17 protein-coding genes are annotated in these 13,937 nt (G+C 76.1%); 7 read left to right on the top strand and 10 right to left on the bottom strand.

Translation table 11 applies throughout. The features are described from left to right. Positions 1–90: 90 nt before the first annotated feature. The 5 genes from EDD39_RS29475 to EDD39_RS29450 all read right to left on the bottom strand — a co-directional run bounded on the left by EDD39_RS29475 (position 91) and on the right by EDD39_RS29450 (position 3,228). Entirely contained in the window at positions 91–489 is a 399-nt protein-coding gene (locus EDD39_RS29475) for a rhodanese-like domain-containing protein (protein WP_123561882.1), read from the bottom strand. After that, the gene (locus EDD39_RS29470) at positions 483–1,004 is read right to left on the bottom strand and encodes a cysteine dioxygenase (RefSeq protein WP_244257349.1); all 522 of its coding nucleotides are present in this window, start codon (positions 1,002–1,004) and stop codon (positions 483–485) included. The genes EDD39_RS29475 and EDD39_RS29470 overlap by 7 nt, the downstream gene beginning before the upstream one ends. A 393-nt stretch (positions 1,005–1,397) precedes the next feature. Next, a complete protein-coding gene (locus EDD39_RS29460) occupies positions 1,398–1,649 on the bottom strand; it encodes a hypothetical protein (RefSeq protein WP_123561880.1) in 252 nt (83 codons plus the stop codon). Continuing rightward, positions 1,646–2,029 carry a hypothetical protein gene (locus tag EDD39_RS29455; RefSeq protein WP_030913791.1) on the bottom strand — a complete coding sequence of 128 codons (384 nt, stop codon included), beginning with the start codon at positions 2,027–2,029 and terminating at the stop codon, positions 1,646–1,648. The genes EDD39_RS29460 and EDD39_RS29455 overlap by 4 nt, the downstream gene beginning before the upstream one ends. Positions 2,030–2,175: 146 nt before the next feature. Then, on the bottom strand, positions 2,176–3,228 hold the full coding sequence (locus EDD39_RS29450) for a YncE family protein (RefSeq protein WP_123561878.1): 1,053 nt from the start codon (positions 3,226–3,228) through the stop codon (positions 2,176–2,178). Positions 3,229–3,409: 181 nt separating this feature from the next. Between EDD39_RS29450 and EDD39_RS29445 the strand changes: the two genes are divergently transcribed. Continuing rightward, the gene (locus EDD39_RS29445) at positions 3,410–4,306 is read left to right on the top strand and encodes a LysR family transcriptional regulator (RefSeq protein WP_123561876.1); all 897 of its coding nucleotides are present in this window, start codon (positions 3,410–3,412) and stop codon (positions 4,304–4,306) included. A gap of 22 nt (positions 4,307–4,328) precedes the next feature. Here EDD39_RS29445 and EDD39_RS29440 read toward each other — a convergent pair whose 3' ends face one another. The 4 genes from EDD39_RS29440 to EDD39_RS29425 form a co-directional block, all read right to left on the bottom strand. Beyond that, positions 4,329–5,555, bottom strand: coding sequence for a glycosyltransferase (locus tag EDD39_RS29440; protein WP_123561874.1), 1,227 nt, complete (start codon positions 5,553–5,555; stop codon positions 4,329–4,331). Between the two features lie 163 nt (positions 5,556–5,718). Beyond that, the gene (locus EDD39_RS29435) at positions 5,719–7,173 is read right to left on the bottom strand and encodes a sensor histidine kinase (protein ID WP_123561872.1); all 1,455 of its coding nucleotides are present in this window, start codon (positions 7,171–7,173) and stop codon (positions 5,719–5,721) included. Then, entirely contained in the window at positions 7,170–7,868 is a 699-nt protein-coding gene (locus EDD39_RS29430; RefSeq protein WP_123561870.1) for a response regulator transcription factor, read from the bottom strand. Before EDD39_RS29430 ends, EDD39_RS29435 begins: the two co-directional genes overlap by 4 nt. 232 nt (positions 7,869–8,100) lie before the next feature. Beyond that, a complete protein-coding gene (locus tag EDD39_RS29425) occupies positions 8,101–8,709 on the bottom strand; it encodes a TetR/AcrR family transcriptional regulator (protein ID WP_123561868.1) in 609 nt (202 codons plus the stop codon). Between the two features lie 166 nt (positions 8,710–8,875). Between EDD39_RS29425 and EDD39_RS29420 the strand changes: the two genes are divergently transcribed. Next, entirely contained in the window at positions 8,876–10,096 is a 1,221-nt protein-coding gene (locus EDD39_RS29420) for an MFS transporter (protein WP_123561866.1), read from the top strand. A 24-nt stretch (positions 10,097–10,120) separates the two neighbouring features. Here EDD39_RS29420 and EDD39_RS29415 read toward each other — a convergent pair whose 3' ends face one another. Beyond that, the gene (locus tag EDD39_RS29415) at positions 10,121–10,537 is read right to left on the bottom strand and encodes a Cif family virulence factor (protein ID WP_123561864.1); all 417 of its coding nucleotides are present in this window, start codon (positions 10,535–10,537) and stop codon (positions 10,121–10,123) included. Positions 10,538–10,660: 123 nt separating this feature from the next. Between EDD39_RS29415 and EDD39_RS29410 the strand changes: the two genes are divergently transcribed. The 5 genes from EDD39_RS29410 (at position 10,661) to EDD39_RS29385 (ending at position 13,936) form a co-directional block, all read left to right on the top strand. After that, positions 10,661–11,029 (top strand): VOC family protein, encoded by a 369-nt coding sequence (locus EDD39_RS29410; protein WP_123561862.1) that lies wholly within the window; start codon positions 10,661–10,663, stop codon positions 11,027–11,029. A gap of 220 nt (positions 11,030–11,249) precedes the next feature. After that, a complete protein-coding gene (locus tag EDD39_RS29400; RefSeq protein ID WP_123561858.1) occupies positions 11,250–11,864 on the top strand; it encodes an RNA polymerase sigma factor in 615 nt (204 codons plus the stop codon). Next, on the top strand, positions 11,861–12,163 hold the full coding sequence (locus tag EDD39_RS29395) for a hypothetical protein (RefSeq protein WP_123561856.1): 303 nt from the start codon (positions 11,861–11,863) through the stop codon (positions 12,161–12,163). Before EDD39_RS29400 ends, EDD39_RS29395 begins: the two co-directional genes overlap by 4 nt. 283 nt (positions 12,164–12,446) lie before the next feature. Next, positions 12,447–13,496: a terpene synthase family protein gene (locus EDD39_RS29390; RefSeq protein WP_123561854.1), complete on the top strand. Its 1,050-nt coding sequence runs from the start codon at positions 12,447–12,449 to the stop codon at positions 13,494–13,496. Positions 13,497–13,669: 173 nt separating this feature from the next. Beyond that, entirely contained in the window at positions 13,670–13,936 is a 267-nt protein-coding gene (locus EDD39_RS29385) for a GlsB/YeaQ/YmgE family stress response membrane protein (protein ID WP_123561852.1), read from the top strand. Position 13,937: the final 1 nt, after the last annotated feature.

Genomic DNA, 13,937 nt, shown 5'->3' with positions numbered 1-13,937 from the left:
CCGGAACGGCACTGCGCCCGCCGCTCGGGGCGGGCGCAGTTATCGAACAGTGGTCTGAATGCGTCGCTTGTCCGGCTTCCCTCGGAGGGATCACCGCAAACCTTGATCAACCGAACGGGTGGGCAGCCCGGCCGCCGCCCAGGCCACGAAACCGCCGTCCAGGTCGGTCGCCCGGTGCAGCCCCAGCGCCTGCAGCGAGGCCGCCGCCAGCGAGGACGCGTACCCCTCCGAGCACACCACGATCCACCGCACCCCGTGGTCCACCGCCTCCGGGATCCGGTGGCTGCCGGTCGGGTCCAGCCGCCACTCCAGCACGTTCCGCTCGATCACCAGCGCCCCCGGGATCTCCCCCTCGCGGGCCCGCTGCGCCGCCGGGCGGATGTCCACCAGCCGCGCCCCGGCGGTCACTTCGGCCCAGGCCCGGGCCGGGTCCGGCCGGTCCAGGCCCGCCCGGGCCGCCGCCACCAACCGGTCCACCGTGGTCACCACTGCTCCGCACCTTCCGTGGAGGTCCGCACCAGGCCGCCGGCCCGCAGTTCGTAGTGCGCCATCCCGCTCAGCGGCGGCGAGTACGCGTGCAGCGTCACCGCCGGGCCCTGCGCGGTGTTGCGCACGTCGTGCAGGTACTGCGGCCCGAACGCCCGTTCACTGCCCGACGCCAGCCTACGCACCGTCAGCCCGTGCTCCGGCCCCGCCAGCGCCAGTTCCTCCAACTCGCCCAGCGCCACCGTGAACGCCCCGCGCGACCCCCCGTGGTCGTGGAACCCGGTGGACTGCCCCGGCAGCCAGCTGATCAGCCACACCTCGTAGTCCTCCGCCAGCTCCAGCCGCTCGTACCAGCGCTCCTCCCCGGACAGCCGCACCCGGTGCAGCCAGCGCTCGGGCCGCTCGGCCAGGTCGCGGACGATCCGGCGCAGCGCGTTCGGGGAGAGCGGGGGGCGGGTGGCGGTGGCTGTCGGGGTGGTCGCGGCGGTTGGCGGGGTGGTGGCGAGGTCGATGCTCATGGGTTCCTCCGGGGTGTGCCGGGGCGGCCGCCGGCGCCGGTGCGCGTGCCGGGGCACGGGCGGTGGGGGCGCGGGACGGCAGGGGGAAAGGGGAGGGTGGCGCGAGGGGGTGCGGGCCCCGGGTCAACTCACCGGGCACGCACGGAGGTTACGCGGAGAGCGTCAACAGCAGGCACACATGTCGCTCGCCTGGCGTCGCAGATCGACGTGCAGGCGGCAGACCAGGAAGGTGCCGGAGTTCATGCCGCCGATGGTTCACGACCCGGCGGCGGCGCGTCAAGTTCCGCCACGCCGGTGGTCGGATCGTGGACGCATCCGTCTCATTTCCCGGGCATGCCGACGGCCCGCGCTCCGGGGAGGGCGCGGGCCGTCGGGGTTCTCGGGGGCGTTCTCTCAGTGGCCGGTGCCGGTGCCGGTGCTCGGGCCGGTGTCGGTGTCCGGCTGGGCGGCGTCGGAGTCGGCCTGGGCGGCGGCGCTGTCCGCGGCGTCCACCTTCTGCTGCATCTGCTGGACCTGCTGGGCGTCGTCGGGCGCGCTGCCGCCCCCGGCGGCGCCGGAGGTCGGGCCGCAGGCCGTCAGCAGGGCGGCCGAGGCCAGCGCCAGGGCCGCCAGGGCGGCTCGCGCGGCGGCGGGCCGACGGGTCACTTCCCGGCCGCCGGGGCGTTCTTCGCGCACCAGTCGGCCACCGAGGCCAGGTCCGCCTTGCGGGTCTGCAGCGTCGGCAGCAGGCTGCGGCGGAAGGTCAGCCGGTCGTTCAGGTACTTCTCGATCTCGGCGTGCCCCGCCTTGTGGGCGTTGTCCACCCGCTGCTGCAGCCGGGCCACCGAACCGTTGACGGTGGCGTCGCCGTTCAGCCGGTCCAGCGCCTTGTCGATCCGCTCCTGGGTCTTCGGCAGCCGCTTGCAGACCGCCTTCGCCCCGTCCCCCTTCGGCGCCCCGCCCGCCGCCTGCGCGGGCCCCGCAGCCAGGAACGCGCCCGCCAACGCCAGCACTCCGACGGCGGCCGCCGCCCGGTTGATGCGCATGGGTCTCCCCTTCCACTCCGAATCCCGGCCGGTCTCCCCGGCCGAGCCCGACAGTAGGAGCCCTTTTTGTGGAAACCCTGTGGAACCGGCCGCCGGGCGGACGGGCGGACGGGCGGACAGGGCCGGTCAGGGCGGGACAGGGCCGGTCAGGCCGGGCGCGGGACGTACGCCAGGCCGTGCGCGCCGGGCTCGCCGCGCTTGGGGACGTCCAGCCGGGCCAGCAGCTCGAAGGTCTCCAGGTCGACCACGTCCACGGTGGAGGACTCCACGGCGGCCAGGTAGCCGAGCCGGCCGTCCGGGGAGGAGGCCAGCGTCAGCGGGAAGCGGCCGGTCTCCAGCGAGGCCCGGCGCTCGCCCGTCAGCGGGTCGAACACCGTGAGGCGGCCCGGGAGTTGGCGGCCCAGTCCGGAGCCGAGCGCCCCTTCGGTGCGGACCTCGCCGACCAGCAGCGCGCCGCGCGCCGTCAGGTGCACCGGGAGCACCGGCGACTCGGTCGCCAGCACCCGGACCACCGTCCCGGTCGCCGTGTCGATCACCCGGACGCCGTTGGCCGGCCGCGGCTCCGGACCCGCCGCGAACCCCAGGTACGGCCCGGCCGCGTACACCGCCGCACCGTCCGCCGACACCGCCAGGCCCTCGCTGCCCGGCACCTCCACCCGTCCGGTCATCACCCCGCGCTCCAGGTCGACCACCGAGACGAACGGCGCCTCCTTGTTGGTCGCGTAACCCCTGCGCCCCGCCGGGTCGACGGCGAACCAGTGCGGGCCCGGCGCCCCGGTGTCGATCCGGCCGACCGCCTTCCGGCTCGCCGCGTCGACCACCACCACCCCGCCGGTCCGGTCCGGACCGCCCTCCACGCTGACGTACAGCAGGCCGCGCGCCGCGTCCAACGCCAGCCCGTGCGGGCCGTGTTCGGGCGCCAGGTCGACCACCGCCACCACCCGCCGGGTGTCCGGGTCGATCGCGGTCAGCTCGCTCGCCCGGCCGCTGTTCGCGTGGTAGTACCCCGAGCGGTACGCGGTGCTGCACCACAGCAGCCTGCGCTCCGCGTCGAAGCACAACTCGTGCGGCTCCGAAGGGACTTCGACGTCCCCCAGGAGCCCGTCCGAGGCGGCGTCGAAGAACGACACCGTCCCGCCGCCCTGGCTGACCACCGCCAGCACGTCGCCCGCCCGGGCCGCCCTCGTCTCGTTCGCCATGGTCCTGTTCCCTCCACCGGGTCCGACCGGGCCCGCCGGTGTTCCACCGGCTCCCGGGTCGACATCGACACCGCGGCCGGGCTCCGTCCGCCCGCCGCACCTCCACTCTCCGGCCCGGCGGATTGCGGAACAATGCAGGAATCGGCAAGCGATCATTGCGCCGGGCGTAAACTCCCGGCCCGTGGACCTCAACCTGCTGCGCGTGCTCGACGTCCTGCTCCAGGAACACAGCGTCACCCGGGCCGCCGAACGGCTCGGCACCTCCCCGGCCGCCGTCAGCCGCAGCCTCGCCCGTCTCCGCCGCGCCGTCGGCGACCCGCTGCTGGTCCGGGCCGGACAGGGCCTCGTCCCCACCCCGCGCGCCGTCGAACTGCGCGGCGAGGTGGCCGAGTTGATCCGGTCCTGCGCACGGGTGCTGCGCCCCGGCGCGGGCTTCGAGGCCGTCCACCTGCACCGCACCTTCACCGTCCAGGCCGCCGAACTGCTGCTCGCCGCGGTGGCCGGCGACCTCACCGAACGGCTGCACCGCGAAGCCCCCGGCGTGGACACCGTCTTCCTGCCCGAGTCCTACGAGGACGGCCCCGCGCTCCGGCAGGGCCTGGTCGACGTCGAACTCGGCGTCCTCGGGCGGCTCGACCCCGAGATCCGCACCCGCGCCCTGGCCACCCGCCCGCCGGTCGCCCTCGTCCGGCACGGCCACCCGATCCTGACCGGCCCCGTCGACGCCGGACGCTTCGCCGCCGCCGCGCACATCGGGGTCTCCCGGCAGGGGCGGCGGCACGGCCCGATCGACCGCGCCCTCGCCGAACTCGGCCTGCGGCGGCGGGTGTCCGTCGTGGTGCCCAGCCACACCGCGGCGATGCTGCTCGCCCGCGACACCGACCTGATCGCCCTCGGCCTCGCCGACTGGCTGCCCGCCACCGTCCAGGCCCTCGGCCTGCGGGCCTTCCCGATCCCGCTGCGGCTCCCGCCGATGGAACTCGGCATGGCCTGGCACCCCCGCAACGACGGCGACCCCGCGCACCACTGGTTCCGCGCGCACCTCGCCGCCGCCGTCCTCGGCCTGCCCGGCTCGTGAGTCGCGGCCGGTCGGGGGCGTCCTACGGGCGGGGCCGCCCGGCCAGGTCGAGCAGGAGTCCGGCGGCCACCGCGGCGCCGTCGGTCCGGACGGTGGCCGCGACCGCCTCCGCCCGGGCCCGCACCCCGGGATCCAGGGCGGCCGCCAGGGCCGCCGTCAGGGAGGCGACCGTCGGCGCCGGCCCCGGGTGGGCCACCCCGACGCCCAACTCGGCGATCCGGGACGCCCAGTAGGGCTGGTCGGCGATCAGCGGCACGACCACCTGCGGGGCCCCGGCCCGGGCCGCGGTCGTGGTGGTGCCGGCGCCGCCGTGGTGCACGACGACGGCGCTCCGGCGGAACAGGGCCTGCTGGTTGACCTCGCCGACCACGAAGCAGTCGTCGCCGTCGTCCACCGCGCCCAGTCCGGCCCACCCGCTCCCGAGGACGACCCGCCGCCCGTGCGCCCGGGCCGCCTCGACGGCCGCCCGCGCGACGCCCTCCGGCGCGTACGCGGCCATGCTGCCGAAACCGACGTACACCGGCGGCTCGCCGCCGTCGAGGAACGCCCGCAGGTCCGCGGGCAGCGGCCGGGTGTCCGGCAGGATCCAGGCGCCGGTCTGGACCGGGTCGAGCTCGGTCATCCCCGCCGACGGGCACAGCACCGGGTCCGCCGCCAGCCACGGCCGCTGCGTGAACACGTGGTCGCGGACGCCGTCCACCGGCGGCAGCCCGAGGGCCGCCCGCCCGCGGTTGACGGCCGCGCCGTACAGCGCGTCCACCCGCTCGGCGTCCTGCTTCCACAGCACCTCGTAGTCCGTCTCGTCCGCCGGGGACGGCGTGCCCGGCCGGCGGCCCGGCCGGAAGTGCCGCGACGGCAGCCCCATGACGTGGAAGCAGGCCAGCACGTACGGGACGCCCAGCTTCTCCGCGACGTCCCGCGCCCCGGCCGGCATCAGGCCCGTCGCCAGGACGGCGTCACAGCCCTCCGCGGCCACCGCGGCGAGCGTCTCGAAGCGCGCCTCGACCAGCGCCGGGGCCAGCTTGAACGCGTCCTGCCCGGTCGGCGGCTTCGGATTGGCGACGATCGACTTCACCGTCGGCCCGAGCGGCACCAGCGGCACGCCGACCCGGTCCAGCAGCGCGACGAAGTCCTCGTCCGGCGGGGCGCAGACCACCACCCGCGCGCCGCGGGCCCGCAGTTCCGCGGCCAGTGCCGCCAGCGGCTCGATGTCTCCTCGGGATCCCCAGGAGGTCAGTACCACGCGCATGTTCGACTCCCGTTTCCGCAGGTCAGGGGGATTGAGTCGTCGATTCTCCCCCCTCCTGGGGGCCTTGCCGCAAGCCCCCGGGGGAGGTATACCTTGAAAATGGAGGGGGGTGGAGTTTCCCCTCGCTCCCGTTCCGGCCCCAGCCCCGCTCCCGCCGGGCCCCTCAGTGCTGCTCCTCCCCGTTCAGCCAGTCCCGGGCGGCGGGGAGCCGGACGGCCGGGGTGTCGGGGCGCAGCAGCGGCAGGACGACCTCCAGGCGGCAGCCCGGGCCGTCCGGGCGGTCGGTGGCGGTGACCGAACCGCGGTGCAGGGCGGCCTGCTGGGCGACCAGGGTCAGGCCGAGGCCGGAACCCGGGCTGTCCGGGCGGCGGTGGAAGCGGTGGAAGACGGCGGCCCGCTCGGCGGGCGGCACGCCCGGGCCGCTGTCGTCCACGGTGAGGCGGGCCGCGCCGCCCGCCACCTGCAGCCGGACGTCCACCCGGGCCGGGCGGTCGGCGGTGCGGCCGTGCACGGCGGCGTTGCCCAGCAGGTTGGCGAGCAGGATCCGCAGGCCCGCGTCCCAGCCGAACACCCTTGCCTCGGAGGGGAGTTCGGTCCGGTAGACGGCGTCCGGGTGGCGGCGGGCGGCCTCGGCGACGGCGGCGTCCACCAGCTCCGCGAGGTCGACCGGGCCGAACGCGGAGAGCTCCACCAGGTCGCCCCGGGCCAGCGCGGACAGCGCGCTCAGCAGGTCCAGCATCCGGGCGTGGTCCTGCTGCAACTCGGCCACCACCTCGGCCCGTTCGCCCGCCGGGAGGTCCGGGTGCGCGGCCAGCACGTCCAGGTTGGTGCGCAGGCTCATCAGCGGGGTGCGCAACTCGTGCGAGGCCGCCGAGGAGAACGACCGCGCGGTGTCCAGGGCCTGCGCCGTCCGGGCCGCCTGCTCGTCGTACCGCGACAGCAACAGGGCCAGCGCGCCGGAGAGTTCGTCCACCTCGGCGGTGCCCGTCCGGGCGGGCGCGAACGCCGTGGGCCCCGCCCCCGGGTCCAGCGCCGCCGCCCGGCGGCCCAGCCGGCGCAGCGGCAGGGTGGCCCGCTCGGCGAGGCCGAAGGCGACCAGCCCCGAGAGCGGCGCCGCGACCAGCGCCACCAGCAGCACCCGCCGCCGCACCGCCCGCAACTCGTCCGCCGGCTCCCCGGCCGGGGCCAGCACCCAGAGCGTCCCGGCGGTGCTCCCGCTGTCCAGCTTCACCGCCAACACCCGCCAGGACGAGCCGTTCTGACGGACCGTCACCGGCCCGCCGCTCGGGGCCGCGGGGAGTCGGGACGGGTCGTCCGGCTGCGAACCCGCCGCGAGCAGCACCGTCCCGTCCGCGGCGGCCACCCGGACGCCCGCGTCCAGCGCCGCGTCCGTCAGCTTGCGCTGCTGGTTCTGCTCCACCTTCGGACGGCCCCGGCTGTCGGCCGCGAGCAGCGCCTTCGCGTTCGGCAGGACGGCCGCCGCCCGGGCGTTCAACCGGTCGTCCTGGCGCCGGTGCAGGTCCGTGCCGACCAGCGGCAGCAGCAGTACCCCCGCGGCCGCCACCAGCAGCGGCACCAGCACCGCCGCCCCGAGCGCGATCCGGGTCGACAGCTTCACCGTCCGGCCCCGCCCTCGTCCGGGACGCGCAGCACGAAACCCACCCCGCGCACCGTGTGCACCGTCCGGGGGCGGCCGCCGGCCTCCAGCTTCCGGCGCAGGTAGGAGACGAAGGTGTCCACGGCGTCGCTGCGCACCTCGAAGTCGTAGCCCCAGACCCGGTCCAGCAGCACCTCCCGGGACAGCACGAGCCCGGCGTTCCGGGCGAGTTGCGCGAGCAGCTCGAACTCCCGCCTGGTCAACCGGAGTTCGTCCTCGTCCCAGAACGCCTGCCGGGTCTCCGGGTGGATCCGCAGGGGGCCGACCCGGATCAGGTCCGAGGGCTGCGGCGGCCTGCGGCGCAGCAGCGCGTGCAGCCGCAGCACCAGCTCCTCGAGGGCGAACGGCTTCACCAGGTAGTCGTCCGCACCGGCCTGCAGCCCGGCCACCCGGTCGGCCAGCTCGTCCAGCGCGGAGAGCATCAGCACCGGAGTGTCGTCCGCCCGCGCCCGCAACGTCCGGCACACCTCCGTCCCCGACAGTCCCGGCATCCCCACGTCCAGCACCAGCACGTCCGGCGGCTCCGCGGCGAGAGCCGTCAGCGCGGCCGCGCCGTCCGCGGCGACCGAGACCCGGAAGCCGCTCAGCCGCAGGCCCCGTTCGAGGCTCCGCCGGATCGCCGCGTCATCGTCCACCACCAGTACTCGCCCGCTCACCTGCCGCACCTCCGCCTGTTGGGACTGCCGCAGGGGTGGACGCGTGGGGAGGGGGGAGGGTTCCGGCGGCGGGAGGGCGGGGGAAAGGGAGGGGCTTCGGCTGCCGCAGGGGTGGACGTGTGGGGAGGGGGAGGGTTCCGGCGGCGGGAGGGTGGGGCGGGGAGGACCTCGGTGGGGGAGGAGCGGGGAGGGAGGGGGATCCGGCTGTCGCGTGGGGAGCGAGCGGGGCGGGTCAGGTGGGGCATCGGCCGGTGTGGTGGTGGAGGAGGTCGTCGACGAGGCGGCGGGTGTCGGCGGGGTCGACGGGGCCGAGGTTGAGGATGACGCGGAAGTAGAGCGGGGCCATCAGGTGGTCGACGGCCTGGGTGAGGGCGGGGGTGGGTTCGCCGCGGTCCTCGGCGCGGGTCAGGATCGTGGCGAGTTGCTGTTCGCGGGCGGCCATCCGGGGGGTGGTGCCGGGGCAGGTCGCGAGTTGGCCGATGGAGTGGCGGAGCAGGGCGCGGGCTTCCGGGGTGGTGACGGCGGCCCGGGTGCGTTCGGCCCACTGGAGCAGGTCGGTGCGGAGGGTGCCGGTGTCCGGCGGGGGGTCGTCGGGGGCCAGCCGGGTGCTGGCGACGTCGGCGAGCAGGCCGTTGAGGTCGCCCCAGCGCCGGTACACGGAGGTGGGGTTGACGCCGGCCCTGGCCGCGACGGCCGGGATCGTGACCTGTTCCGCGCCGTTCTCGGCGATCAGTTCGGTGACGGCCCGGTGCACGGCGGCGCACACCCGGGCGCTGCGTCCGCCGGTGCGGCGGACGGGTTCGGCCGGCTGCGCGGGCGGGGCCGGGGGCTGGCTGTTCACCCTCCCATGCTAAGGCTCCGGGTCCGGGCTCCCGGCGGGAACGCCATGTTAAGGCAAAAGGATTGGCTTTAGTGTCGGGTGGTCGCCTAGCATCCACTAAAGCCAACCCTTTCGCCTTAAGGGGCCGTGCTTCCGGGCCCCGACCGCCCTGCCACCGAGGTTCCCGATGCCGAACTCCCGCCGGCTGTCCCGCACTCCGGCCTTCTGGCTGGTCGCGGCGGCCATGCTGCTGCTGACCTTCGCCGCTGCCGCTCCCTCCCCGCTGTACGTCGTCTACCAGGCGGCCTGGGGCTTCTCCTCGGGCACGCTCACGGTGGTCTTCGCCGTCTACGCGGTGTTCCTGCTGCTCGCCCTGACCACCGTCGGCCGACTGTCCGACTTCCTCGGCCGCAAGCCGCTGCTCCACGGCTCGCTGCTGCTGGAGGCGGCCGCGATGCTGCTGTTCACCGGGGCTGACGGCGTCGGCACGCTGCTCGTGGCCCGCGCCGTCCAGGGCTTCGCCACCGGCGCCGCGACCGGCGCGCTCTCCGCGGCCCTGGTCGACCTGCAGCCGCAGCGCTCCCCGGGGCTCGGCGCGCTGGTCAACGGCGCCGCGTCCACGCTCGGCCTGGCGGTGGGGGCCTTCGGCTCCGGCCTGCTGGTGCAGTACGGCCCCGCCCCGCGGGTCCTGGTCTTCGCGCTGCTGGCCGCCGGGTTCCTGCTGGCCGCCGCGGCCCTGTCGCTGATACCCGAGACGGTCGAACGGCGCCCCGGCGCCCTGCTCGCGCTGGTGCCGCGGGCCCGCGTCCCGCGCGCGGCCCGCCGGGCCTTCGCCGCCGCGTCCCCCGCGCTGATCGCCGTCTGGTCGCTCGGCGGCCTCTACCTCTCGCTCGGCCCCTCGCTCGCCGTCGGCGTGCTGCACCTGCACAGCCACCTGGTCGGCGGCCTGGTCGTGACCACCATGACCGCGGGCGGCACGCTCGGCTCGCTGCTGCTGCGCGGCCGCCCCGCCCGCACGGCCCTCCGGGCGGGGGCGGTCGCGCTGGCCCTCGGCGTGCTCGGCACCCTGGCCGCGCTGGAGGCCCGCGACACGCCGCTGTTCTTCGTCATGACCGCGGTGGCCGGGCTCGGCTTCGGCGCGACCTTCCTCGGTGCGCTCTCCGGCATCGCCCCGCTGGCCGCCCCGGCGGAACGCGCCGAACTGTTCGCGGCCGTGTACGTCCTCAGCTACCTCGCCTTCAGCGCCCCTGCGGTGGCCGCCGGGTTCGCCGCCCCGCACCTGGGCCTGCTCCCCACCACCACCCTGTACGGCGCCGCCGTCGCCTGCCTCGCCCTGCTCGCCCTCGCCATGACGGCCGTGACGGGGACGGCCCGCGCCGCGAAGGCCCCGGCCGGGGCGGCGCGGTGAGCCCGGCCGCCCGCGTCCGGGGGGCTACGGCTCGTCGTGCCAGGAGAAGGCGGTGATCCGCCAGCCGTCCGGGGTGCGGGCGAACTGGAAGGTCTTGGTGCCGCGCCCCTCGTACGGTTCGCCGTTCAGCAGGCCGGACTTGCGGTAGGTCCCGATCCGGCAGGCCACGCCGTCGGCGATCTCGGTGCGCTCGTCGACCTCCCACTCGTGGAAGTCGGTCAACCGCCCGTCGGAGAGCAGCAGTTCGCGCGGGCCGATGAACTCCTCCACGCCGTACGCGGCGTACCGGGGCGCCGTCACCACGATCACCCCGCCGGGCAGCATCAGCCGCCGCAGCCGGCCCACGTCGGCGGGGCCGCCGTGCCGGTTGTCGAAGGCGCCGAAGAACTCGGCGGTCAGCCGGTCGAGTTCGGCCTTGGCGGTGGAGCGGCTCTCGGACATGATCCGCACCGTAACACCGCACCCCCGCCGGACGGGAGGGTGCCGAGGGGGTCGATTGCCGGGCGCGGCGACAGGAGGGAACCGGGTTGCCACTCCTTACTCCGGCGGTCGAGAATCCCCGGCATGACTTCTGTGATCAAGCACGTGACCATCGACAGCCTCGACCCCTACCGCCTCGCCTCCTTCTGGTCGGAGGTGCTGGGGCAGCCGCTGCACGAGGAGGACTTCCCCGGTGACCCGCAGGCGCTGATCGAGGCCGCGGGGCTGCTGTTCGTGACCGTGCCGGAGGAGAAGGCGGGCAAGAACCGGATCCACTTCGACCTCCAGCCGCAGGGGCGGACCCGGGACGAGGAGGTCGAGCGGCTGGTCGGGCTGGGCGCGACCCGGGTGGCCGACCAGCGGCGGCCGGACGGGACGGGCTGGGTGGTGCTCGCGGACATCGAGGGCAACGAGTTCTGCGTGGAGCGGAGCCAGGCCGAGCGCGGGGCCTGACGCCGACGCTCCGCCAGGGGGAAGGGCGGGGCGCGGCCGGAAACAGGGGTGAATCCTTTCCGGCGGGCCGGGGCTCTTATGGGCGATCCCGTCGGGCGGACCGAGCCGGACGGGGCGAGTCCCGAGGAGGCCATGATGGTCGCGGTTCTGGTCGGTGCCGGTGCGGGCGCGGTGCTGCTGTGCAGTTGCCTGCTGGTGCTCAAGCGGAGGCAGGGGAGCCGTGGTTGAGACCCGATGGCCCGGCGCGGAGGTGGTCGCGGCGGCCCGCGACGGGGACCGCGACTCGCTCGCGGTGCTGGTCGCGGGGGCGGACCCGCACGTGCGGCGCTTCGCCCACACGCTGTGCCCCGGCCCCGAGGACGCCGAGGACGCCGCGCAGGAGGCGCTGATCGTGCTGTACCGGCGGATCGGCATGCTGCGGGCCACCGGCGCGCTCGCGTCCTGGCTGTTCCGGATCGTCCGCAACGAGTGCCTGCGGCGGGCCCGCGCCCTGCGGCCCGCGGCGGCCACCGCCGAACCCCCGGCGGGGACGGCGGACTCCGCCGAGCAGGAGGCACTGCGGCGGCTCGACACCGAACGGGTCGCCTCCGCGATCGCCGCCCTCCCCGCCGACCAGCGCCGGGTGCTGATCATGCGCGACCTGCAGGGCCTCGGCGGCCGGGCCGTCGCCGAGGCGCTCGGGCTGAGCCCGGCCGCGATGAAGTCCCGGCTGCACCGGGCCCGGGCCGCCGTCCGGGCCGAACTCGGCGGAAACGCCGGAGAGTTCGAGAGCGGCACCGGTCAGATCGGGCCGATGTCCGGCGGCCCGGCCGCCCGGCGCGGCGGTGTCCGGTGAGCGGGCGGGACGGGGGCGCCGGGGCCGGGCGGGACGGTTACGCGAGTGCGACCCTGCCGCGCCATCTGCTGCGCGGCGCGGTCGGGTTCGGGGCGGTGGCGGCCGGGTTCGGGCTGCTGCCGGTGTTCGGGCCGGTCGTGCTGCTTGCCGTGCCGATCGGGCTGGTGGCGCTGCGCGGCTGTCCGTTGTGCTGGACGGTCGGGCTGCTCCAACTGCTCTCCCGGGGGCGGTTGCGGCGGACGTGCCGGGACGGCCGGTGCACCCTGGAGCGCGGCTCCCGGGGGCGGGCCGCGGGCTGATCGTCGGATGAGCGGTGGTATCCGCCGGGCGGGGGAACGGCCGACGGTTCTGCGGGGCCCGGGCCCGGTGTTCCAGCAGACTCGTCCCGTCGGCGGCCGGTCCGTCCTGGTGGACGGTTGACGCGTGCCCCGGCGGGAAGTTGACGCGCGCCCCGGTCGGCCGGCCGGTGCTCGCGCTCCGGCGGCCCGCCGGTCCGGACGCGTCCGCGGCGGCCCGCCCCGTTCGCGCCCGGCGATCCCGGACGCGGCGACCACGCACCCGAGCGGACCGGAGGATCCCGCCATGAGCCGAGCCCCCGCGCAGCGCCTCCCGGCCGGACAACCGGCCGGACCGCCCGTCGGACCGTCGGCCGGGCCGTCCGGCGGGCCGCTCGCCGGCCTGCTCGACCGGATCCCCGTCCCGGCGCCGCACCCGCACGCCGACGCGCTGCGCGAGGAACTCGCGCACTGGCTGGCCGGCACCGGCCTGCTCGACCACGAGGGCACCGAACGCCTGCTGGAACAGGACCACTTGGACCTGGCCTCGCGCTGCTGGGGCGACCTCCCGGCCGGGCCCGGGCTGCGGACCGCCACCCAGTGGCTGCTGCTCGGCTGGATCCTCGATGACCACTTCGACCGGCACTGGCTCGGCGACCCGTCCGACGAGGCCGACCGCACCGTCCGCGAACTCGCCGCGCTGCTCGCCCCGGAACTCGCCCCCGACGCCGTCGCGCCCGCCCCGCGGACCGCCCTGGCCCGGGCCTTCCGCACCCTCTGGCAGGACAGCGTCGCCCTCACCGGACCGGCCTGGCGGGCCCGGCAGACCGCCGACTTCCGCTGCTACCTGGAGAGTTCGCTGGACTTCCTGCGGCTGCGCGGCGCCACCCCCACCGTGCCGCAGTACCTCTCGCACCGCGAGCGGGGCGGCGCCACCCGCTGCGCGGCCGGCACGGTCGAGCTCGCGCACCGCCTCGACCTGCCCGAGCAGTTCCACCACCACCCCCAACTCGTCGACCTGCGAAGCCGGTTCGACCACCTGGTCGGCTGGGCCAACGACCTCTGCTCGTACCGGGCCGAGACCGCCACCGGCCACGGCAACAACCTGCTGTGCGCGCTGGAGGTGCACGAGCGGCTGCCGCAGGCCGCCGCGGCCGCCCAGGTCGCCGCGCTCTGCGGGGCCGAGCTCACCACCCTGGAGTTCCTGGCCGAGGGCATCGCCCGCGGCTCGCACTGGCCGCCCCAGGTGCGCTGCTACGTGCGGGCGCTGGTCCGCTTCGCGCACGCGCTGCTGCACTGGATGGCGACCACCGTCCGCTACCGCCCCGAGGCGGTGCCGCTGCCCCGGGCCCGCTGAGCCGACCCGCCGCCGCGCCGCCGGCACGACCCGTCGCACCGCCGGCACGACCCGCCGCACCGCCGGCACGACCCGTCGCGCCGGTGGCCGGAACCGGGCGGGTGGAGACCCGCGTCACCCCTGGTGAACGGGCACGGGAGGTTGCCCGCCGCGACGGAGGGCAGGAAAAGGCCATGGGAATCGTCAGCTGGATCATCCTCGGGCTCCTCGCCGGAGCCGTTGCCAAGCTCCTGCTGCCCGGCAAGGACCCGGGCGGCATCATCGTCACCACCCTGATCGGCATCGCCGGTTCCTTCATCGGCGGGTGGCTGTCCTCGAAGATCCTGCACAAGTCGGTGAACGTGCACTTCTTCGACCTGCCGACCTGGATCTCCGCGATCGCGGGCGCACTCGTCCTGCTGATCGCCTACCGGCTGGTGTTCGGCAAGTCCCGTGACTGAC

Origin of the sequence: Kitasatospora cineracea (assembly GCF_003751605.1) — a bacterium.
Lineage (GTDB): Bacteria > Actinomycetota > Actinomycetes > Streptomycetales > Streptomycetaceae > Kitasatospora > Kitasatospora cineracea.
Note: the sequence above shows the minus strand (reverse complement) of the source record. Positions and strands in the feature narration are given on the sequence as shown.

Bases quoted from the DNA above. Each gene is read 5' to 3' on its own strand.
- EDD39_RS29470 (WP_244257349.1), bottom strand. From the start codon at position 1,004: ATGAGCATCGACCTCGCCACCACCCCGCCAACCGCCGCGACCACCCCG.
- EDD39_RS29455 (WP_030913791.1), bottom strand. From the start codon at position 2,029: ATGCGCATCAACCGGGCGGCGGCCGCCGTCGGAGTGCTGGCGTTGGCG.
- EDD39_RS29450 (WP_123561878.1), bottom strand. From the start codon at position 3,228: ATGGCGAACGAGACGAGGGCGGCCCGGGCGGGCGACGTGCTGGCGGTG.
- EDD39_RS29440 (WP_123561874.1), bottom strand. From the start codon at position 5,555: ATGCGCGTGGTACTGACCTCCTGGGGATCCCGAGGAGACATCGAGCCG.
- EDD39_RS29420 (WP_123561866.1), top strand. From the start codon at position 8,876: ATGCCGAACTCCCGCCGGCTGTCCCGCACTCCGGCCTTCTGGCTGGTC.
- EDD39_RS29415 (WP_123561864.1), bottom strand. From the start codon at position 10,537: ATGTCCGAGAGCCGCTCCACCGCCAAGGCCGAACTCGACCGGCTGACC.
- EDD39_RS29410 (WP_123561862.1), top strand. From the start codon at position 10,661: ATGACTTCTGTGATCAAGCACGTGACCATCGACAGCCTCGACCCCTAC.
- EDD39_RS29390 (WP_123561854.1), top strand. From the start codon at position 12,447: ATGAGCCGAGCCCCCGCGCAGCGCCTCCCGGCCGGACAACCGGCCGGA.
- EDD39_RS29385 (WP_123561852.1), top strand. From the start codon at position 13,670: ATGGGAATCGTCAGCTGGATCATCCTCGGGCTCCTCGCCGGAGCCGTT.